This is a genomic window from Pseudomonas iridis (genome assembly GCF_017980685.1).
Taxonomy (GTDB): domain Bacteria; phylum Pseudomonadota; class Gammaproteobacteria; order Pseudomonadales; family Pseudomonadaceae; genus Aquipseudomonas; species Aquipseudomonas iridis.
Genome location: NZ_JACXXO010000007.1, coordinates 96,606 through 115,250 on the forward strand (window position 1 = coordinate 96,606; position 18,645 = coordinate 115,250).

General features: G+C 59.2%; 18 protein-coding genes. 6 read left to right on the top strand and 12 right to left on the bottom strand.

The genetic code is table 11. The annotated features are described in order from the left end of the window. Positions 1-276: 276 nt before the first annotated feature. From ccoP to ccoN, 4 genes are read right to left on the bottom strand one after another with little or no spacing between them, the layout of a single operon-like run. The gene (ccoP, locus tag IEQ42_RS13765; RefSeq protein WP_210703871.1) at positions 277-1,227 is read right to left on the bottom strand and encodes a cytochrome-c oxidase, cbb3-type subunit III; all 951 of its coding nucleotides are present in this window, start codon (positions 1,225-1,227) and stop codon (positions 277-279) included. Then, positions 1,224-1,421, bottom strand: coding sequence for a cbb3-type cytochrome oxidase subunit 3 (locus IEQ42_RS13770; RefSeq protein WP_042558544.1), 198 nt, complete (start codon positions 1,419-1,421; stop codon positions 1,224-1,226). Before IEQ42_RS13770 ends, ccoP begins: the two co-directional genes overlap by 4 nt. A gap of 3 nt (positions 1,422-1,424) precedes the next feature. Further along, complete coding sequence (gene ccoO / locus IEQ42_RS13775; RefSeq protein ID WP_042558545.1) at positions 1,425-2,033, bottom strand: cytochrome-c oxidase, cbb3-type subunit II; 609 nt, start codon at positions 2,031-2,033, stop codon at positions 1,425-1,427. Positions 2,034-2,043: 10 nt separating this feature from the next. Next, positions 2,044-3,468: a cytochrome-c oxidase, cbb3-type subunit I gene (ccoN, locus tag IEQ42_RS13780; RefSeq protein ID WP_042558546.1), complete on the bottom strand. Its 1,425-nt coding sequence runs from the start codon at positions 3,466-3,468 to the stop codon at positions 2,044-2,046. Between the two features lie 94 nt (positions 3,469-3,562). Here ccoN and IEQ42_RS13785 point away from each other — a divergent pair, with 94 nt between their 5' ends. Further along, positions 3,563-4,243 (top strand): alpha/beta family hydrolase, encoded by a 681-nt coding sequence (locus IEQ42_RS13785; protein ID WP_210703872.1) that lies wholly within the window; start codon positions 3,563-3,565, stop codon positions 4,241-4,243. 1,809 nt (positions 4,244-6,052) lie between these two features. Next, the gene (locus IEQ42_RS13790; RefSeq protein WP_210703873.1) at positions 6,053-6,418 is read left to right on the top strand and encodes a DUF6124 family protein; all 366 of its coding nucleotides are present in this window, start codon (positions 6,053-6,055) and stop codon (positions 6,416-6,418) included. A 292-nt stretch (positions 6,419-6,710) separates the two neighbouring features. Here the strand turns inward: IEQ42_RS13790 and IEQ42_RS13795 are convergent, their stop codons facing one another. The 5 genes from IEQ42_RS13795 to inhA all read right to left on the bottom strand — a co-directional run bounded on the left by IEQ42_RS13795 (position 6,711) and on the right by inhA (position 11,022). Beyond that, positions 6,711-7,130: a type II toxin-antitoxin system YafO family toxin gene (locus tag IEQ42_RS13795; RefSeq protein ID WP_210703874.1), complete on the bottom strand. Its 420-nt coding sequence runs from the start codon at positions 7,128-7,130 to the stop codon at positions 6,711-6,713. A 6-nt stretch (positions 7,131-7,136) separates the two neighbouring features. Continuing rightward, positions 7,137-7,283 carry a hypothetical protein gene (locus IEQ42_RS13800; protein ID WP_210703875.1) on the bottom strand — a complete coding sequence of 49 codons (147 nt, stop codon included), beginning with the start codon at positions 7,281-7,283 and terminating at the stop codon, positions 7,137-7,139. A gap of 348 nt (positions 7,284-7,631) precedes the next feature. Further along, a complete protein-coding gene (locus IEQ42_RS13805; protein ID WP_150594636.1) occupies positions 7,632-9,197 on the bottom strand; it encodes a methyl-accepting chemotaxis protein in 1,566 nt (521 codons plus the stop codon). Positions 9,198-9,298: 101 nt separating this feature from the next. Next, positions 9,299-10,090 (bottom strand): CPBP family intramembrane glutamic endopeptidase, encoded by a 792-nt coding sequence (locus tag IEQ42_RS13810; RefSeq protein WP_210703876.1) that lies wholly within the window; start codon positions 10,088-10,090, stop codon positions 9,299-9,301. Between the two features lie 245 nt (positions 10,091-10,335). Then, complete coding sequence (inhA, locus tag IEQ42_RS13815) at positions 10,336-11,022, bottom strand: isonitrile hydratase (RefSeq protein WP_210703877.1); 687 nt, start codon at positions 11,020-11,022, stop codon at positions 10,336-10,338. 89 nt (positions 11,023-11,111) lie between these two features. Here inhA and IEQ42_RS13820 point away from each other — a divergent pair, with 89 nt between their 5' ends. Continuing rightward, on the top strand, positions 11,112-12,089 hold the full coding sequence (locus tag IEQ42_RS13820; RefSeq protein ID WP_210703878.1) for a GlxA family transcriptional regulator: 978 nt from the start codon (positions 11,112-11,114) through the stop codon (positions 12,087-12,089). Here the strand turns inward: IEQ42_RS13820 and IEQ42_RS13825 are convergent. The 3 genes from IEQ42_RS13825 to IEQ42_RS13835 all read right to left on the bottom strand — a co-directional run bounded on the left by IEQ42_RS13825 (position 12,086) and on the right by IEQ42_RS13835 (position 15,348). Then, on the bottom strand, positions 12,086-12,475 hold the full coding sequence (locus IEQ42_RS13825; RefSeq protein WP_210703879.1) for a hypothetical protein: 390 nt from the start codon (positions 12,473-12,475) through the stop codon (positions 12,086-12,088). The two genes, IEQ42_RS13820 and IEQ42_RS13825, sit on opposite strands and share 4 nt — an antisense overlap. 253 nt (positions 12,476-12,728) lie before the next feature. Then, on the bottom strand, positions 12,729-14,555 hold the full coding sequence (locus tag IEQ42_RS13830; protein WP_210703880.1) for a glycoside hydrolase family 15 protein: 1,827 nt from the start codon (positions 14,553-14,555) through the stop codon (positions 12,729-12,731). Next, positions 14,548-15,348, bottom strand: coding sequence for a glucose 1-dehydrogenase (locus tag IEQ42_RS13835; protein WP_210703881.1), 801 nt, complete (start codon positions 15,346-15,348; stop codon positions 14,548-14,550). The genes IEQ42_RS13830 and IEQ42_RS13835 overlap by 8 nt, the downstream gene beginning before the upstream one ends. Before the next feature lie 242 nt (positions 15,349-15,590). On the opposite strand from IEQ42_RS13835, the gene IEQ42_RS13840 reads away from it, so the two are divergent. The 3 genes from IEQ42_RS13840 to IEQ42_RS13850 all read left to right on the top strand — a co-directional run bounded on the left by IEQ42_RS13840 (position 15,591) and on the right by IEQ42_RS13850 (position 18,598). After that, positions 15,591-16,763: an MFS transporter gene (locus IEQ42_RS13840; protein ID WP_210703882.1), complete on the top strand. Its 1,173-nt coding sequence runs from the start codon at positions 15,591-15,593 to the stop codon at positions 16,761-16,763. Between the two features lie 71 nt (positions 16,764-16,834). Continuing rightward, complete coding sequence (locus IEQ42_RS13845; RefSeq protein WP_210703883.1) at positions 16,835-17,575, top strand: thioesterase II family protein; 741 nt, start codon at positions 16,835-16,837, stop codon at positions 17,573-17,575. A gap of 39 nt (positions 17,576-17,614) precedes the next feature. Further along, complete coding sequence (locus IEQ42_RS13850) at positions 17,615-18,598, top strand: TauD/TfdA family dioxygenase (RefSeq protein ID WP_210703884.1); 984 nt, start codon at positions 17,615-17,617, stop codon at positions 18,596-18,598. Positions 18,599-18,645: the final 47 nt, after the last annotated feature.

Sequence of the window (18,645 nt, forward strand, 5' to 3'; positions counted from 1 at the left end):
AACGAGGTGTGTTCAAACGGTCCGTTCGGCTGACGGACGGCAACTGGCTCGACAGCCGGTATCTACCGGCGTTTGCGGCCACATCAGTCAGCCATTTCGCAGAACACAGCGGTTAGCGTCGACCTGGAACCGGTGCGAGCCAGTCCTCATCGAGCAAGCGTAGACCTGAATCAGGGGAACCGAAAGGCGAGGGTGTGAAGGGTGCGACAATGCGTCGCAAAGGGGCAGGAAACTGCCGCACCTTAATCGGTGCGGCAGAGGTGTAGGCAATACGGTCTATTTATTGTCTTCAGTTATAAGTTTTTCTGTGCTCAATCCATGGCTCAAGCTGTACACATAGGCGGCGAGCAATTGCACCTTGTCGTTACCCAGCAGTTCGTTTTGCGCCGGCATATGGCCCTGACGACCGTGGCGAATGGTTTGTTCAAGCTGAGTAAGGCTGGTGCCATAGATAAACCCGGCCGGGTGCGTCAGATTCGGCGCGCCCATGGCTTCAGTGCCTTTGCCGGTTGCCCCGTGGCACGCCACGCAAGTGGTGCTGAAGGCTTGTTGTCCGGCTTGCAGATCAGCCTTGCTGTCGGCAGGCAGCGGCAGGCCGGCCAGTTCGTGACGCACGTACGCCGCGACGTTCTTCACGCCCGCTTCGCCCAGCACTTCGCCCCAGGCCGGCATTGCTGCTACCCGGCCACCCATGATGGTGGTCTTGATGGTGTCGGCATTGCCGCCCCAGCGCCAGTCGCTGTCGGCGAGATTAGGGAAGCCGAACGCGCCTTTGGCGTCGGAGCCGTGGCACACCGAGCAGTTGGAAGCGAACAGACGGCCACCCATTTTCAGCGCCTGCGGATCCTTTGCCACTTCCTCCACCGGCATGGCGGCGAACCTGGCGAAGATCGGCCCGAACTTGGCGTCAGCCTTGTTCATTTCCTTTTCCCACTCGTGCACGCCGGTCCAGCCGTCCTCGTAACCCGGCAGGACGCCTTTCCAGTTGCCCAGGCCCGGATAAAGGATCAGGTAGCCCACAGAAAACACCAAGGTGCCGGCGAACAGCATGAACCACCACTGTGGCAGCGGGTTGTCGTACTCCTCGATGCCGTCAAAGCTGTGGCCCATGGTCTGGTCGACGCTGCCCTTGGTTTCGCCCCGGCGGGTGCCGATCAGCAGCCACGTCAGGCCGATCAGGCTGCCGATGGTCAGTACGCAGATCCACGTACTCCAGAAGGTGGTCATGGCCGGGTACTCCTTGTTTCAGATGCTGGGGTAGTGTCGGGTTGCGGTTCGTCGGCGAACGGCAGCAAACGCGCTTCGGCGAATTCCGGATTGCGCTTGCGGTTGAACACCCACAGGGTCAAGCCAACGAAGGCGACGAACACCACAACGGTGCCTAAGCCACGAATCAGTCCTGCACTCATTTCAAAGACCATGGCTCACCTCTTGCTCTTGATTGCAGTGCCGAGCACTTGCAGATAGGAGATGAGTGCGTCCATTTCGGTCTTGTCCTTGAGGCTGGCCACCGCGCCGCTGATGTCGTCGTCGGTGTACGGCACGCCGAGGGTGCGCATGGTCTTGAGCTTGGTTTCGGTGTGGCTGCTGTCGACCGCTTGCGTGACCAGCCATGGGTAGGCCGGCATTTTCGATTCCGGTACGACGTTGCGCGGGTTGTACAAATGCGCGCGGTGCCAGTCATCCGAGTATCGCGCGCCGACCCGTGCCAGATCCGGCCCGGTGCGTTTCGAGCCCCACAGGAACGGGTGATCCCAAACGCTTTCCCCGGCCACCGAGTAGTGCCCGTAGCGCTCGGTTTCAGCGCGGAACGGCCGGATCATCTGTGAATGGCACTGGACGCAGCCTTCACGGATGTAAATGTCGCGACCTTCCAGTTGCAGCGCGGTGTAGGGCTTCATGCCTTCCACCGGTTTGTTGGTGACGTCCTGGAAGAACAGCGGGACGATCTGGGTCAGGCCGCCGATGCTCACGGCGAACACCATCAACAGCATCAGCAGGCCGACGTTCTTTTCAATCGTTTCGTGTTTCATGGCGGACTCCTCAGGCCATCTGCGCGGCGGCAACGACGTCAGCAGGCTGCGAGGCCCGCACCGTGCGCCAGGTGTTGTAAGCCATCAGGAACATGCCGCTGAGGAAGATCGCCCCGCCAACCAGCCGCACGACAAAGCCTGGGTGGCTGGCCACCAGGGTTTCGACGAAGGAGTAGGTCAGCGTGCCGTCCTCGTTGACCGCGCGCCACATCAGGCCCTGGGCGATGCCGTTGACCCACATCGAGGCGATGTAAAGCACGGTGCCGATGGTCGCGAGCCAGAAGTGCGCGTTGATCAGGCCGACGCTGTGCATTTGCGCCTTGCCGAAGATTTTCGGGATCATGTGATACAGCGCGCCGATGGAAATCATCGCTACCCAGCCCAGAGCGCCGGCGTGAACGTGGCCGATGGTCCAGTCGGTGTAGTGGGAGAGGGCGTTGACGGTCTTGATCGCCATCATCGGACCTTCGAAGGTCGACATGCCGTAGAACGCCAGCGAGACCACAAGGAAGCGCAGGATCGGGTCACTGCGCAACTTATGCCACGCGCCCGAGAGGGTCATCATGCCGTTGATCATGCCGCCCCAGCTCGGCGCCAGCAGAATCAGTGACATCACCATGCCCAGCGACTGCGCCCAGTCTGGCAGTGCGGTGTAGTGCAAGTGGTGTGGGCCGGCCCAGATGTACAGGGTGATCAGTGCCCAGAAGTGCACGATCGACAGGCGATACGAATACACCGGACGCTCGGCCTGTTTCGGCACGAAGTAGTACATCATCCCGAGGAAACCGGCGGTGAGGAAAAAGCCTACGGCGTTGTGGCCGTACCACCATTGCACCATCGCGTCGGTGGCGCCGGAGTACAGCGAGTAGGACTTGGTAAAACTGACCGGAACTTCCAGGTTGTTGACGATGTGCAAAATCGCCACAGTGATGATGAACGCGCCGAAGAACCAGTTGCCCACATAAATGTGTTTGGTCTTGCGCTGCATGATCGTGCCGAAGAACACGACCGCGTAGGCGACCCAGACAATGGTGATCAGGATGTCGATCGGCCACTCCAGCTCGGCGTATTCCTTGGAGCTGGTGTAACCCAATGGCAGGCTGATCGCCGCCAAAAGGATCACCAGTTGCCAGCCCCAGAAGCAGAATGCGGCAATCTTTGGCGCAAACAATTGGGTTTGGCAGGTGCGTTGTACCGAGTAGAACGAACTGGCGAACAGCGCGCAGCCACCGAACGCGAAGATCACCGCGTTGGTGTGCAGAGGGCGTAGACGGCCGAAACTGGTCCAGGGTAAATCGAAGTTGAGCTCGGGCCAGACCAATTGGGCCGCGAGAAAAACCCCGAGCCCCATGCCGACGATGCCCCACACCACCGTCATAATGGCGAATTGGCGGACCACCTTGTAGTTGTAGGCGGTACTGATAGAAGTGTTCATGGTTCCCCATCCACGGTTCAGCCGAAGTGACCGCGCGCAAAAGAGCCGCAAATCCTTCGCCTGGAGTTATAGGCAGACTAAAAGCGAGGCAAGCATGAACAAACAGCACAAGGCCAGTATTGACGGGGATCAATGGGCGCAGTGCGTACTTGATCATGGGTGGCTTTGGAACGCCGCCAGTGGCGAGGCTTCGGCGACGTTGATCCTGGCGCATGGGGCGGGGGCGCCGATGGACAGTGAGTGGATGAACGACATGGCTGGGCGCCTTGCTGCACTTGGGGTGAACGTGTTGCGGTTTGAGTTTCCGTATATGGCGCAGCGGCGGGTTGATGGGGTGAAGCGGCCGCCGAATCCTGCGGGGAAATTGCAGGAGTGTTGGTGTGAGGTGTATGGCTTGGTGCGACGTCATGTCACTGGGGTTCTGGCGATTGGTGGGAAGTCGATGGGCGGGCGGATGGCGAGTCTGGTGGCGGATGAGTTGGGGGCTGATGCGCTTGTGTGCCTGGGCTATCCGTTTTATGCGGTGGGGAAACCGGAGAAGCCGCGGGTTGAGCATTTGGCTGGGTTGAAGACGCGGACGTTGATTGTGCAGGGGGAGCGGGATGCGCTTGGGAATCTTGCGGCGGTTGAGGGGTATTCGTTAGCGCCGAGTATTGAGGTGTTTTGGCTGGTGGCCGGGGATCATGATTTGAAGCCTTTGAAAGTTTCGGGGTTTACCCATGAGCAGCATTTGGCCAGCGCCGCGCAAAAGGTATCCGAATTTCTCAGCGACTGACCGAGCTGGGCTGAGATTTTGAACTGCATGAAGATCTGCTCCCTTCCCCCTCGCCCCCATGGGGGAGAGGGCTGGGGTGAGGGGGATGGATTTCAGCTACGACATATTTTTTGGGTACATATCCATTGCTGCGGTAACGGCCGCTTAGGGTTTCGCCCTGACGGCGACTCACTTTTTTTACAAACGCCTAAAAAAAGTAAGCAAAAAAACGCTTGCTCCTACGTGCGGCCCGCTCGCTGGGGCTCGGGGTTCCTTCGCTCCGGAATCGATCCGGGCGCAGCGTCTCCGGTTTGCTGCGCTGCACCTCCTCTCGCTGTGTTTGGCTTCGCCAAACGGTCGCTGCGCTCCCACCCCCGGATCAATCCCTCCACTCAGCCTTCCGACGTCGCCCGAGGATCAAGATCAAGAGCGGCAGCCGAGCTAACGCTCATCCTGTTGAGTGGTGAAGAGCAGAAGCGGTGCCGGCTTTGGCGGCCTGATAGCCGACCAATCTCTGATTGACGCACCCGGTCCAACTGTGGGAGCGAGCCTGCTCGCGAAAGCGGTCTGACATCCAACCAATCTCTAATTGAACACACTCAATCCATTGTGGGAGCTGGCTTGCCAGCGATGGCGGCCTGAGCCGACCAATCTCTAAGTGAAGCACCCGGTCCAACTGTGGGAGCGAGCCTGCTCGCGATGGCGGCCTGACATCCAACCAATCTCTAACTGAACACACTCAATCCCTTGTGGGAGCTGGCTTGCCAGCGATGGCGGCCTGATAACCGACCCATCTCTAAGTGAAGCACCCGGTCCAACTGTGGGAGCGAGCCTGCTCGCGAAGACGGCCTGACATCCAACCAATCTCTAACTGAACACACTCAATCCATTGTGGGAGCTGGCTTGCCAGCGATGGCGGCCTGACAGCCGATCAATCCCTTACTGACGCATCCGGTCCAACTGTGGGAGCGAGCCTGCTCGCGAAGACGGCCCGACATCCAACCAATCTTTAACTGAACACACTCAATCCACTGTGGGAGCTGGCTTGCCAGCGATGGCGGCCTGACAGCCGATCAATCCCTTACTGACGCACCCAATCCAACTGTAAGAGCGAGCCTGCTCGCGAAAACGGTCTGACAGCCGAGCATTCTCTAACTGGACACACTCGATCCCTTGTGGGAGCAGGCTTGCCAGCGATGGCCGCCTGAGCCGACCAATCTCTAAGTGAAGCACCCGGTCCAACTGTGGGAGCGAGCCTGCTCGCGAAGACGGCCTGACATCCAACCAATCTCTAACTGAACACACTCAATCCACTGTGGGAGCTGGCTTGCCAGCGATGGCGGCCTGACAGCCGATCAATCCCTTACTGACGCACCCAATCCAACTGTAAGAGCGAACCTGCTCGCGAAAGCGGCCTCAAAAACAACATCGATACAACAGGGGAATTTCCAGTTTTCTCTGTCAGTAAACGCAATCCTGCAAGCACGTTTAAATCACACAACCCGTTACGCCATCGGGCCTACAACACCTTGCGCCGTTACCTACGCGTACGCCAGAATCCGCCGGCTTACGCGGCTATGAGGTGGGTTGTATCGTTTCCCCGTCACTGGAAAACAGTGATCGGGTTTGGTAGCCCGCTTCGAAACCGTATGGTGTCACCGTATGCAGTCCCTTTTCGGGGGCTCAGATTTTATGGTGGACATGCGTGGGGCTCATCCGTGAGCGCCGGGTTTCCCGTTTCGACCGGTCTACCAACCCACGTATGGCCACCACCCACTCGTTTGGTAGCGAGGGTGATGGCTCCGAATATTCGAAACTGGAGTTACACCTATGTTCAAAATCACGCCAAACCCACCAGCCACAGATCCAATCCCCCACGACCCAGCGCTCAGCCCGCAAAAGGTCAAAGAAGCAACCGATCGCGCCCTCGACTACTACCTCAAACCCGAAGACCTGGCGGCCCCGCCAAACTCACCCAAGTTTCGCCCCGTCTTTCTCGTCGACCCCACACTGGATGACGAAACCCTGCTCGTCGAAGCCTGCGAGTCGCTGTCTTACGCCCACGCCATGGCCGGTAACATCGCCCACTCAATCGGCGGCCCGGAGCGCAAACCGCTGCTGGCGCTGCAACAGGTGATCATGCTCAACGAACTGTTGGTCAATCGACTGCTGGATAAACTGAAGTTGCCTCAGTAATTTCGCTGGCTGTTATGGCCTCATCGCGAGCAGGCTCACTCCCACGGGGATTGTCGTCGGACAAAAATCTGTGATCCCACTACGTTCTAAAATAGGAGCGAGCCCTGCTCGCGAAGGTGGTCTGCCAAGCACTATGAATTTCAGACACGCAATAAAAAAACCGGAAGCTTTCGCTACCCGGTTTTGCAGGATCAAATGATCGCAGCCTGCCACAGCCCTTACAGATCATCGGCGTGGACGGTGCGCAGGTAGCGATCTTTCGCTTGTTGCCGGTCTCGATTAGCGCTTTGATTCACAAATCATCCAGATCGGGAAAGATAATCCTGCCTAATGCCCAGGGTTCAACGATTTCACAATGCACGGTGCGCAAAAATGACCCCCACTCGCTCCGGTTATGGGCATCCGGACCGGTGATTGTCAGTAGCAAGTACTCATCCCGAAAAGCGTCATAGGCATAAATCAGCCAAAAGTCATTGTCAGCATCATTAACCAATGCTGTCCGGTAATACTGGCGATTGATTTTTGCCCATCGAGCCTGCAGTGCCTGTGTACTGGCAAGGTGGATGTGGTGCATGTCGCTCAGATCGAGTCGTTCATCCCGCCCGAAAATGGCAGGTAATTCATCGCAAATTTTGTAGTTGTAGAAGTGTGCAGCAAAGTTTTGCCAGTTCTTGATTCGTTCAAAAAGCGCAGAAATTTTGATGGCTGGCATCCAGGCCTACTTTGTAATAGGTAGCCTGCCAGTGATCACAAATTTATCGAACACTTTCTGCCCATCACGCGCGGCTTGCCGAACATCAAGGAATGTCAGTTCTTCACGAACTTCCTTTTTGATGGGTTTGTCGGTTTTTCGGGTGGTGGCCATCGGAGCCTCCGAAGGATGTGTATTCATGCTGACCAGCTTATGTGAATAAGTTTTGACCGGCAAACAATAGAACCTGGCCTCAACGAGCACCAGTCGGCTCATTCTGGGCGAGTTGTAGGCAGTGTCTGCATTGCTTGAGTGAGATCGTCGTTGGCAGAGAAGGCCTCTTCGCGAGCAGGCTCGCTCCCACAGGGAATTGTTGTCGGACACAACACTGTGGTCCCGAGCAGTTCCAATGTGGGAGCGAGCCTGCTCGCGAAAGCGGTCTGCCCAACAACGTCCATTTCATACAGGCAACAAAAAACCCGGAAGCTCTCGCTATCCGGGTTTTTGTTATCGCCAGTTCAATCAGCGGTTAAACCGCTCCACCAACGAGTACTGCGTATTGGCAGTCTTGGTCAGCTCTTCACTCAGCAACGCCGAGTTATGCGCCTGTTCCGAGGTCTGATCCGCCAACTCCGAAATATTGCTGATGTTGCGGCTGATCTCTTCAGCCACCGCACTTTGCTCTTCCGTCGCCGCAGCAATCTGCGTGGTCATGTCGGTGATATTAGCCACCGCTTCGCTGATCCCGACCAATGCCTGATCCGCTTCCAGTACCCGCGCGACACCTTCTTCGGCCTGGCGATGCCCGGCTTCCATGGTTTGCACAGCGCTCGAAGCAGTCTGCTGCAGCTTGGCGATCAGGGCGTGAATCTGCCCGGTCGATTCGCTGGTGCGTTGCGCCAGTTGACGGACTTCATCAGCCACCACGGCAAAACCGCGACCCATCTCGCCGGCACGGGCCGCTTCGATGGCGGCGTTGAGCGCGAGCAGGTTGGTCTGGTCGGCGATGCCTTTGATCACATCGACCACGCCACCGATTTCGTCGCTGTCTTTCGCCAGTTGGGTGACGGTCAGGCCGGTTTCACCCACAACAACCGACAAACGCTGAATGGCTTCGCGGGTTTCGCCGGCGATGTCGCGGCCGCGACCTGTCAGGCGATTGGCTTCCTGCGTGGCGTCGGCGGTGCGCTGTACGTGGCTGGCCACTTCTTGCGTGGTCGCGGCCATCTGGTTGACGGCGGTGGCGACCTGTTCGGTTTCCACGCGCTGACGTTCCAGGCCGGTCGAGCTGCTGTGTGCCAGAGCATCGGATTGCTTAGCCTGATCGGTCAGGTGTTCGGCAGTGTCCTGCAGACGGGTCAGGCAGGTTTTCAGACGGGCTTCCTGACTGAGGATCGACATTTCCAGGCGTGCCTGCGCGCCACGGCTGTCGGTGTACATCTGCGCGATCAACGGGTCGGAGGTGGTCTGCTCGGCCAGACGCAACAGGCGTTTGAGCCCGCGTTGCTGCCATTGCAGGCCCATCAGGCCCAGTGGCACCGACAGACCCGCCGCCAATGCAAAGCCCCACTGTGAAGTCAGCGTGGCACCGATCATGAAGCTCAGTTGGCTGACCAGAATGAACGGCAGCCAATCCTGCAGGATCGGTAGCCATTTATCGCTGGAAGGAATCGCCGACTTGCCCTGATTGATACGTTGGTAAAGCGCTTCGGCACGGCGGATCTGTTCGGCGGTGGGTTTGATCCGCACCGACTCGTAACCGACCACCTGATTGCCGTCGAACACCGGTGTTACATAGGCGTTAACCCAGTAATGGTCACCGGTCTTGCAGCGATTCTTGACAATGCCCATCCATGGCAAGCCTTGTTTCAGTGTGCCCCACATGTGCGAAAACACCGCAGCCGGGACGTCGGGGTGACGAACCAGGTTGTGCGGCGCACGGATCAGTTCCTCACGCGAAAACCCGCTGATCTCGACGAAAGCGTCGTTGCAGTAGGTGATCATGCCCTTGGCGTCGGTTGTGGAAATCAACCGTTGCTGAGCCGGGAAGGTCCGTTCGCGTTGTGTAATGGGCTGGTTGTTACGCATGTTTTTCAATCCGCAAGGCTTTGAAAGGTTGTCGGCGCTGGCAGGAAATTATTGAATTTTTCTTTCAGTAATCAGCACGGCGTCGCAAAAAGCGGCTTGCATCAACCGGCAAGCATCGGATAGGTGAACAAGCCAAAATGCAGCACATTCAGCCCGAAGTGTGTGGCGATCGCCGCCCCAAGTCCGCCGAAACGGTAGGCCAGACCATAGCCGACACCCGCCAGTCCCGCCAGTAACACCCAAGTCCAGCCAGCGCCGACATGCGCCAATGCGAACAGTGAGGACGCCAGCAGCAGGGCAAGGTTTTCTCCATACGGCAGATGCTTGAAGCGCCGGCTCAAGCCACCTTGTATATAGCCGCGGAACAACGCTTCCTCGACCAGTGTCACCAGCAGCAAGTTGTTCAGCACCCACAGCCACGCCTGATCCGGCCATTTCGGCGCCCAGGCGATAACGCCAAGCAGCACCGCACCACCGAGTGCGAGGACCGCGCTTAACGTTAGGCCCAGGGCGGTGGCATACACCGTCAGGCGCAACGAGCGCCGCGCGACAATCCACGGGCATACCAGCAACAGCCAGAAGCCGACCAGTGGTTTGTCCTGATTCAGGTACATCGAAAAGCGCGCAGCGTTATCAGTGAAACGCTGCGGATCAATAGCGCGACCGTTGTAAAAGCCCGGCAACCAATGCATCGCCAACGCCAAAGTCATCACAATGAACAGGCCGTGGCCGAGATAGCGTGCGAACGGCACTTCTTGCTGGCGTACCGCGTACCCGGCAAACAGCAGCAGGCCAACGGAAATCAGTGCCAGCCAGCCGAGTTGGCCGTAGCTGAGCGCCATTGCGTAGCCAAGGCTGAGCAGCGCCAGATAAAGCCAAGGCAAAGCCTTCATCGAAAGTCCCTGTAAAAATGGGTGGAAGGGCTTTCTACACGGGTGGGCGGCGGGGGACAAGTAAAGGTGAGGCGGGAAATCGGTACAACACCAATATCGGTGGCCAAACACAAATCCCAATGTGGGAGCGAGCCTGCTCGCGAATGCGGTGTGACAGGCAATAAATGTATCGACTGATACACCGCATTCGCGAGCAGGCTCGCTCCCACAGGGGATTTTTATTCCATCAGGATTTGGCTGAAGGTTCAGCGCAGGTTGAGTTTCGCCGCAGCACGCTCGGTGATTTCCGTGCGCAGTTTCAACGATGGCGCCGCCCGCAACCGGGCCTCGTCGACGATTACACTCGGCGCTGAATCCGGCGACCCCGAGTTAAATGGCGGCGCCGGAGCATACTCCAGCTGCAGTTGCACCAACTGCGCCGTGTCGGCATCAACCAGTTCAGCCGCCAGCACCAAGGCAAAATCAATCCCGGCCGTAATCCCGCCGCCAGTAAACAGATTGCCGTCACGCACCACTCGATCCTTCACGGCAATCGCCCCCAGCGTCGGCAGCAAATCGTGATAGGCCCAGTGTGTCGTCGCGCGTTTGCCTTGCAGCAGACCCGCCGCGCCGAGCACCAGCGAACCGGTGCACACCGAGGTCACGTAACGCGCTTTCGCGGCCTGGCGTTTGATGAAGGACAGCGTCTGCTCATCCTCCATCAACGGCCCGACGCCAGCGCCACCGGGCACACAGATCACATCCAGATCCGGACAGTCCTCGAATGTGGTGGTTGGTTTCAGCAGCAGACCGGTGCTGGCGGTGATCGGCATCAGGTCTTTCCAGATCAGGTGCACCTTCACGTCAGGCAACGAGGCGAGCACGTCATATGGGCCGGTCAGGTCGAGTTGCTGTACCTGCGGAAACAACAGAAAGCCGATCTGCAACGTCATGGTGTTTTTCTCCATTAGGGGGGTGGACGACTTCACTGTAGGCGCGTAGGTTATGGCGCATACGCCAATCACCCCACGAATTACGCCAAATGCCTAAAGCCATTCACGTACTCGCGTTTGCCAACATGCAGATCCTCGACGTCACCGGCCCGTTGCAGGTGTTTGCTTCGGCCAATGACCTCTGTCGTCAACGCGGCTTGCCTACGCCCTATGCGCCAAGTGTGATCGCCAGCGAAGGCGGAGCGGTGATGTCGTCCGCGGGGCTGGCGGTGCTCGCCGAACCGCTACCGCAAGAGGCCAGCGACACGCTGATCATCGCCGGTGGCTGGGGCATTTATCCGGCGGCGGAGGATGGGCCGCTGGTGGATTGGGTGCGCGAACATGCAGCGAAATGCCGGCGCGTGGCTTCGGTGTGTACCGGCGCGTTTCTGTTGGCGGCCAGCGGCTGGCTCGATGGTCGGCGCGTCGTCACTCACTGGACGCGATGCGAGCAACTGGCCCAGCAGCATCCGAAGTTGCAGGTCGAGGCCAATCCGATCTTCATCAACGACGGCCCGGTCTGGACCTCGGCGGGTGTTACCGCCGGCATCGATCTGGCACTGGCGATGGTCGAGGAAGACCTTGGCAGCGACATCGCGTTGGACGTCGCCCGCCATCTGGTGGTGTTCCTCAAGCGCCCGGGCGGGCAGTCACAGTTCAGCGTGACCTTGTCGCTGCAAAATCAGGGCAATCGTTTTGATGACCTGCACGCATGGATTGCCGAAAACCTGACCTGCGACCTCGGTGTGCCGACCCTGGCCGAACAGGCCGGCATGAGCGAACGCAGCTTCGTCCGCCACTACCGCGCCGACACCGGCCAGACACCAGCGCGGGCCATCGAATTGATCCGCGTCGAAACTGCTCGGCGTTTGCTCAGTGATACCGGTCTGCCAGTCAAGCGGATTGCGGCCAATTGCGGGTTCGGCAGTGAAGAGACGCTGCGGCGCAGTTTCCTGCGGGCGATTGGGGTGACGCCGCAGGCCTATCGGGAGCGTTTTTCGGTGAGTGCTGCAACGGATTCCGTTTAGGCTTCGGCTTCCGCCACCTGATTGAAATACTTGGTCCGATCCGGGGTAAACGTCACGACCATCTTCGTCCGCGAACAGGTCAGGGAACGCTCCTGGCTCAAATCAATATCCAGATCCTCGCCACGCAAGCCTTGCCACTGCGCGAGGTATTTCAGTGAGCCGTATTTTTCGTTCTTCTTCAGGCTGCGGCTCACCCCGCCTTTCCAGCCGAGGACGGGCAGTTCATTGGCGATGCAGCGTTGGGCGAGGTCGGGGAAACGGGCGGCGCGCTGGCGGCCGATTTCCCAGCATTTGATCAGGCCTTTGTCGGCGGCTTCCCAGAGCTGGGTGCGGCTCAGGCCGGTGCGCAGGGCGCTGTCGATGTTGCGCTGGATATGCTGGGACATTCTGCTTCCTTGAATTCGGGTTTTGTTGGACAGCTCCGCTGTGCCCGTTGCAGTGGATGGTAGGGGCGGATGTAACAGCTGGCAACAAGGTATTTCGGGGTGTAAGTGCAAGTGGCGGGGGAGGGAGGGGTCAACAATTGTTACGAGTTTGTAGTCCCTCGCTGGAGGGACTGGGGTTTGCTGCTTCAGGCGCAGGCTTGCGTCCTACAGGGAAGGTTTTTTCAGGGAAGTTTCCGACAGCCTCCGGCGACTTTTACGGTTGCCATTCACTCTTTTCCCCACTCAAACGTCGATCGAGAAAACTCGCCGCACTGATCAATGCCAGATGTGTCAGCGCTTGCGGTGTATTGCCCAGATGTCGTCCATGGCTGTCGAACTCCTCGGCGTACAGCCCCAGTGGGTTGGCGTATCGCAGCAGTTGTTCGAATTCCAGATGGGCCTTTTCCACTTGGCCGGCGCGGGCCAGGCATTCGACGTACCAGAACGAACACGCGGCGAATGCGCCTTCGGTGCCGGCCAGGCCATCAATGCCCGCCTCTTCGTTGCGATAGCGATAAACCATGCCGTCGCGCACCAAACTCTTTTCGATGGCTTCAAGGGTCGATAACCAGCGTGGGTCCTTGGCGCTGACGAAGCGCACCAGCGGCATCAACAGCATTGAGCCATCGAGTGCGGTGCCGCCCTTGTACTGGACGAAATGCCCGCGTTCTTCATCCCAGAAGTTGTCCCAGATGTCGGCGTAGATCGCCTGACGGGTTTCGTCCCATTGGACGAACGGTGCTGGCAATGAACGTTTCGAGGCGAGACGAATCGCTCGGTCCAGCGCCACCCAGCACATCAGCCGTGAGTGCAAAAAGTGATGCTGCTCACCGCGCATTTCCCAAATGCCTACGTCCTTGGTGTGCCATGTCTCACACACCTGATCGACAACTTCGCGCACATGTTTCCAGCCTTCGTGGGAAATGGCGTCGCCGTACTTATTGACCAGATACACCGCGTCCATCAATTCGCCGAAGATATCCAGCTGAATCTGGTCATACGCGCCGTTGCCGATGCGCACCGGCTTCGCGCCGCCATGCCCCGACAGATGCGCAAGCTCGGTTTCCGGCAGTTCCTGGCGGCCGTCGATGGCATACAGAATGTTCAGTTTCATCGGCTGGCAGTTGCAATCGCTGACCCGTCCGCGCAGCCAGCCCATGTAGGCGTTGGCTTCGCTGACGAACCCCAGGCGCATGAATGCGTAAACGGTAAACGAGGCGTCGCGGATCCAGGTGTAGCGGTAGTCCCAGTTGCGTTCACCGCCCGGGGTTTCCGGCAGACCGAAAGTGGCGGCCGCGAGGATCGCGCCGTGTTTGCGTGAGGTCAGCAGCTTGAGCGCGAGCGCCGAGCGGTTGACCATTTCGCGCCAGCGTCCGCGGTAAGTCGACTGGCCGATCCAGTCACGCCAGAACTTCAGCGTGCGCTCCATGCAGAAATCGCCGGCGCCCTCGGCGAAACGCGGGTCGTCGGTCGCGCCGAGCATGAAAGCGGCCGTCTGGTTCTGTGTCAGCGTGAAGTGGGCGACGGCTGCATTTGCGTCAACCTGCATCGGCTGATCCGACGCCAGACGCAGTGTCGGTTGGCCGGTTGCGCTGAACAGCACGTCCTTCTGATCGGCCTGCCCGCGCGTGTCGGCGCGGGCGTAGTCGTGGCGCACGGCGCAGCGCATATGGAACGTCGCTTCGCCGCTGACCACGCGCACGCGGCGCATCAGCAGCGGCAGGTCATCTTCGCTGTCGCCCACTGGCAGCATGTCGGTAATTTCCACCACGGCAAATTCGCTGAGCCAGCGGGTTTGCAGAACATTGGTGTCGGGCAGGTAAATCTGCTCACGTCGCGCATCGGGCAAGTCCGGTGCGAGTTGGAAAATCCCCGCGTCGGGTGTGTCCAGCAACGAGCAAAAGATCGACGGACTGTCGAACTCCGGCCAGCAGAAAAAATCCACGCTGCCCTTGTCGTTGACCAGCGCTGCACTGCGCATGTCGCCGATGATGCCGTGGGCGTCGATCGGGCTTTGTCGTTCTTGATGATGCTCAGCCATTACCGCGAAACTCCGGATAGAGACTCATGCCGCCGTCGATGAACAGGGTGGTGCCGACGATGTAATCGGCGGCGTCGGAGGCGAGGAAAACCACGGCGTTGGCGATGTCATCTACGTCGCCGATACGCCCATAGGGAATTAGCTCAAGCAGCTTTTCACTCGCTGCACCTTCGGTGGCTTCTTCATTAATGGCCGTACGAATCGCCCCCGGCGCAATGCCATTGATGCGGATGCGCTGATGGCTGACTTCCTGTGCCAGGGTCTGCATCAACTGATCGACGCCGCCCTTGGACGCGGCGTAATTGACGTGCCCGGCCCAGGGAATGCGTTGATGCACCGAACTCATGTGAATGATCTTGCCGGCAGCCCGTGATACGCCTTCGCGAATGCCCTGACGATTGAAAATCCGCAGTGCAGCACGGGCGCAGAGGAACTGGCCGGTGAGGTTGACGCCGATCACTGTGTTCCAGTCATCCAGCGTCATGTCCACCGCTGCTGCGTCTTTTTGCAGTCCGGAGTTGGCCACCAGGATGTCCAGTGAGCCAAAGGTTTCGAGGGTTTCGGCGAACAGCCGCTCGACCTCGTCTTCCTTCGACACGTCCGCGCCAATCGCGATGGCCTGGCCACCGTCGGCGATGATTTGCCGGGCGAGGGCTTCGGCGGGTTCGGCCTGACGGTTGTAGTTGATGACCACTGCAGCGCCAGCGGCGGCCAGGGCTTTGGCGGCAGCGTGGCCAATGCCGGAGCTGGCGCCGGTGATGAGTGCGACTTGTCTGGCTAGGGAGATCTGCATGCAAAGGCGCGCCATGTGTGAGGACCTATTTAGCTGACCGACGGCCAGCCTTGAGAGTTCAGCCAGAAGATCAAAAGATCGCAGCGTGCCGCAGCTCCTACAGGAGATCACATTCACCTGTAGGAGCTGCGGCACGCTGCGATCTTTTGATCTTTAGACCCTTCACATTCCACCAACAATTCCCCGCTTCCACACCCCTCATCCATATGGCAACTTGGCGGCCCCTGACGAGGCTGTGACCGATGGCAAATCCCTACCGCGAATTGTTCAATGCCCCCGGCGCCCGCAATTTTGTGCTGGCCGGGATGATCGCGCGCATGCCGATTTCCATGACCGGCATCGGCGTGATCACCATGCTTTCGCAGTTGTACGGCGGGTACGCGTTGGCCGGTGCGGTGGCGGCAACGTTTGCCCTGGCCACGGCGTTTTGCGCGCCTCAGGTGTCACGGCTGGTCGATCGGTTTGGCCAGGGCAAAGTCCTGCCGATTTCGGCATTGATCGGCGGCGGGGCGCTGCTGATGTTGCTGCTGTGCACGCGTCTACAGGCGCCGACCTGGACGCTGTTTATCTTCGCCGCGCTGGCCGGGTGCATGCCGAGCATGTCGGCAATGGTTCGGGCGCGCTGGACCGAAATCTATCGCGGCCAGCCGCAATTGCAGACCGCTTATGCCCTCGAATCGGTACTCGACGAAGTCTGTTTCATCGTCGGCCCACCGTTGTCGGTCGGCCTCTGCGTGGCGGTGTTTCCCGAGGCTGGACCGTTGGCGGCACTGTTGGCGCTGGCGATTGGTGTCACGGCATTCGTCGCTCAGCGCAGCACCGAGCCACCGGTGCATCCGCACGCGTCCGACCATCAAGCTTCGATCATTGGTTCAACGGACATTCAACTGCTGCTGGCGCTGATGATTGCCATGGGCATCATCGTCGGAGTGATTGATGTGGTCAGCGTCGCGTTTGCTCAGCAACAAGGGCAACCGGCGGCGGCGAGTATTGTGCTGTCGGTGTATGCCATCGGCTCGTGCCTGGCCGGTATCGCCTTTGGCGCCATGCGCTCGAAACTGCCATTGCCTCGGTTGTTTTTATACGGCGGCGTGGCGACGGCGGTGACGACCTTGCCGCTGTTGTTGGCGAGCAATATTTTTGGCTTGTCGGTCGCTGTGTTTATCGCCGGGCTGTTCTTTGCGCCGACGCTGATTGTGGCGATGGCGCTGGTCGAGCGTATCGTGCCGCCGGCCAAACTCACTGAAGGGCTGACCTGGCTGGTGACCGGTTTGAGTATTGGCGTGGCGGTGGGCGCCGCCGGGTCGGGTTGGCTAGTGGATGCCTACGGCGCTCGCAGTGGGTTCTGGCTGGCGATTGCGGCGGGGGCAGTGGTGTTGGTGTCTGCGGTGCAGAGTTTCCGGCATTTGAAGTGATCGATCCGCGGACTAATTCCGGTCAGGCCTCATACGTTCTCTTTTACAGATAACCCATTGAGGTAAACGCGGTGACAAAGCTGACACTGCTGTGCCTGCCCTATTCGGGCGCCAGCGCTATGGTTTACAGCCGCTGGCGGCGCCAATTGCCGTCGTGGATGCAACTGCAGCCGGTGGAATTGCCCGGGCGCGGCGCCCGTTACGACGAACCCCTGCAAATCGATATGCGTGAGCTTGCCCGGCAACTGGCCCGTGAGCACAAACCCGGTTTGCAGGCCCCCTATGCGCTGTTCGGGCATAGCCTCGGCGCACTGCTGGCTTGTGAAATGGCTCACGCCTTTCGCGAGCTTGGCGTTGCTGAGCCGCTGGCGCTGTTTGCTTCCGGAACCGCGGCGCCAAGCATGCGCAGCGATTACGACCGAGGTTTCGCCGAGCCGCGCAGTGACGAAGAACTGATCGAGCAGTTGCGCGCCTTTCAAGGCACCAGCGAAGAAGTGCTCGCCAATCAGGAACTCATGAGCCTCACGCTGCCGGTACTGCGCGCCGACTTCATGATGTGCGGGCGTTTCACTCCGATCGACCGACCGCTGCTCAATTGCCCCGTGCACGTATTGGGTGGCAAGGAAGACCGGGCGACCACCGAACAATTGATCGGCTGGAGCAAAGAGACCCAGGGCAGTTTCTCGGTGGACATGATGACCGGAGGGCACTTCTTTATTCATGAACACGAGGCCCGTGTCATCCGCACGATCAAGACCCATCTGGAAGTCCATCACCGGCGCCATGCGCAATCGGTGGCGCCCGCGTATTAACGCGCGGCTCTCCTATCAAATGATTACTGGAGGCCAGTCATGGCTGTTGCTGTGGGATTTTCCGTTCGGCCGCTGTTGCCGCATCGGGGGCGCTTGCCGCTATTGGTGGAAGCGACCGATCCGGACACCGACCTGTTGGCGGTGTTCGACGAATTAAAAGTGTTGGTCGACGAACATTTGTTGCGCGACGGTGGGTTGCTGTTCCGCGGATTTCGCCTGGACGGGGCCGAGCCGTTTCGTCAGTTCGCGGCCAGCTTCGGTCATCCGCTGTTGAATTACGAGTTCGGTTCCACGCCGCGCACCAACGTGACGCAAGGGGTTTACACCTCCACCGAATACCCGGCGCACCAGAGTATTCCGCTGCACAACGAGCAGGCCTACTCCCGCGACTGGCCGATGAAGATCTGGTTCTACAGCATGATCGCGGCGAAGTCCGGTGGCGAAACACCGATTGCCGACAGTCGCGAAGTCTATCGGCGTATTCCGCTGGCCATTCGTGAACGATTCGTCAGCAAAGGCCTGATGTATGTGCGCAACTTCGGTAACGGGCTGGATGTGGCCTGGGAAGATGTGTTCAACACCGACGACCGCGATATCGTCGAAGCTTACTGCAAAGCTCATGGCATCCTCTGCGAGTGGAAAGACGACGGTGAGTTGCGCACCCGGCAAACCTGCCAGGCAGTGGCCAGCCACCCGGTGACGGGGGACATGGTCTGGTTCAATCAGGCGCATCTGTTCCACATTTCCAACCTGCAAGCGGAAGTGCGTGAAAGCCTGTTGGACATCGTCGACGAAGAAGACTTGCCGCGTAACGTTTATTACGGCGATGGCTCTCCTATCGAAGATGAAGTCCTGGCTCAGATTCGCGCGGTACTCGACGAGTGCGCGATCAGCTTTGCCTGGCAGGAAGGCGATGTGCTGATGCTCGATAACATGTTGTCGGCTCACGCCCGTTCCCCGTTCGAAGGCCCGCGCAAAGTTATTGTCGCCATGGCCGAGGGGCATACGGTGGACGTGCGCTGAACGATCCGGTGGTTTGCTTGAATAAATGCCGAAGCCGTTCCTGTAGC

Coding starts and splice junctions, on each gene's coding strand:
- ccoP (WP_210703871.1), bottom strand. CDS start 1,227: ATGACCACCTTCTGGAGTACGTGGATCTGCGTACTGACCATCGGCAGC.
- inhA (WP_210703877.1), bottom strand. CDS start 11,022: ATGACGTTGCAGATCGGCTTTCTGTTGTTTCCGCAGGTACAGCAACTC.
- IEQ42_RS13785 (WP_210703872.1), top strand. CDS start 3,563: ATGAACAAACAGCACAAGGCCAGTATTGACGGGGATCAATGGGCGCAG.
- IEQ42_RS13835 (WP_210703881.1), bottom strand. CDS start 15,348: ATGCAGATCTCCCTAGCCAGACAAGTCGCACTCATCACCGGCGCCAGC.
- ccoN (WP_042558546.1), bottom strand. CDS start 3,468: ATGAACACTTCTATCAGTACCGCCTACAACTACAAGGTGGTCCGCCAA.
- IEQ42_RS13825 (WP_210703879.1), bottom strand. CDS start 12,475: ATGTCCCAGCATATCCAGCGCAACATCGACAGCGCCCTGCGCACCGGC.
- IEQ42_RS13800 (WP_210703875.1), bottom strand. CDS start 7,283: ATGGCCACCACCCGAAAAACCGACAAACCCATCAAAAAGGAAGTTCGT.
- IEQ42_RS13830 (WP_210703880.1), bottom strand. CDS start 14,555: ATGGCTGAGCATCATCAAGAACGACAAAGCCCGATCGACGCCCACGGC.
- IEQ42_RS13805 (WP_150594636.1), bottom strand. CDS start 9,197: ATGCGTAACAACCAGCCCATTACACAACGCGAACGGACCTTCCCGGCT.
- IEQ42_RS13820 (WP_210703878.1), top strand. CDS start 11,112: ATGCCTAAAGCCATTCACGTACTCGCGTTTGCCAACATGCAGATCCTC.
- IEQ42_RS13795 (WP_210703874.1), bottom strand. CDS start 7,130: ATGCCAGCCATCAAAATTTCTGCGCTTTTTGAACGAATCAAGAACTGG.
- IEQ42_RS13810 (WP_210703876.1), bottom strand. CDS start 10,090: ATGAAGGCTTTGCCTTGGCTTTATCTGGCGCTGCTCAGCCTTGGCTAC.
- IEQ42_RS13770 (WP_042558544.1), bottom strand. CDS start 1,421: ATGGTCTTTGAAATGAGTGCAGGACTGATTCGTGGCTTAGGCACCGTT.
- IEQ42_RS13790 (WP_210703873.1), top strand. CDS start 6,053: ATGTTCAAAATCACGCCAAACCCACCAGCCACAGATCCAATCCCCCAC.
- ccoO (WP_042558545.1), bottom strand. CDS start 2,033: ATGAAACACGAAACGATTGAAAAGAACGTCGGCCTGCTGATGCTGTTG.
- IEQ42_RS13840 (WP_210703882.1), top strand. CDS start 15,591: ATGGCAAATCCCTACCGCGAATTGTTCAATGCCCCCGGCGCCCGCAAT.
- IEQ42_RS13850 (WP_210703884.1), top strand. CDS start 17,615: ATGGCTGTTGCTGTGGGATTTTCCGTTCGGCCGCTGTTGCCGCATCGG.